2 protein-coding genes are annotated in these 961 nt (G+C 67.5%); both read left to right on the forward strand.

The genetic code is table 11. The annotated features are described in order from the left end of the window. A partial coding sequence (locus RAD10_RS41420) for a response regulator (RefSeq protein WP_461621972.1) occupies positions 1-489 on the forward strand: 489 nt, incomplete at its 5' end. Between the two features lie 24 nt (positions 490-513). After that, on the forward strand, positions 514-961 hold a 448-nt coding region (locus RAD10_RS41425), incomplete at its 3' end, for a chemotaxis protein CheW (protein ID WP_038951401.1).

The raw sequence follows: 961 nt of genomic DNA on the forward strand, positions 1-961 counted from the left end.
CAGGCCACCGAGGTGATCGACGTCGGCCACTTCCTCCCCATGGCGTTCGCCGACTGGTTCACCCGCAAGGAGATGAAGCCGTCGATGCACTCGCAGTCGGTGCTGCTGGTCGACGATTCAGCGTTCTTCCGCAACATGCTGGCGCCCGTCCTCAAGGCGGCCGGCTACCGCGTCCGCACCGCGCCGACCGCGCAGGAGGGCCTCGCGGCACTGCGCGCCCAGAGCTTCGACGTGGTCCTGACCGACATCGAGATGCCCGACATGAACGGGTTCGAGTTCGCCGAGACCATTCGCTCCGACAACAATCTCGGCTCGATGCCGATCATCGGCCTGTCCGCGCTGGTGTCGCCGGCGGCGATCGAGCGCGGCCGCCAGGCCGGCTTCCACGACTATGTCGCCAAGTTCGACCGTCCCGGTCTGATCGCGGCGCTGAAGGAGCAGACCGCGGGCGCCGCCGGCGCCTCCGAGCTGAACCGGGCAGCGGCGTAAGGCTAGGGATCAGGAGAGACCGAGATGAACAAGAAGACGCAAGTGGGCGAAGGCGCCATGGTCGAATACGTCACCGCGATGATCGGCGGCCAGCTGTTCGGCCTGCCGATCTCCCGCGTCCAGGACGTGTTCATGCCCGAGCGCGTCACCCGCGTGCCCTTGTCCTCGCGCGAGATCGCGGGCGTGCTCAATCTGCGCGGCCGCATCGTCACCGTGGTCGACATGCGCGCCCGCCTCGGCCTGCCGCAGCCCGAGGACGGCAAGGTGCCGATGGCGGTCGGCGTCGATTTGCGCGGTGAATCTTATGGCCTGCTGATCGATCAGATCGGCGAGGTCCTTCGCCTGCCCGAAGCCGGCATGGAAGAAAATCCCGTCAACCTCGACCCCCGCATGGCCAAGCTCGCCGGCGGTGTCCATCGCCTCGACGGCCAGCTCATGGTCGTCCTCGACGTCGATCGCGTCCTCGAGCTCG

The organism is Bradyrhizobium sp. 23AC, from assembly GCF_054863025.1.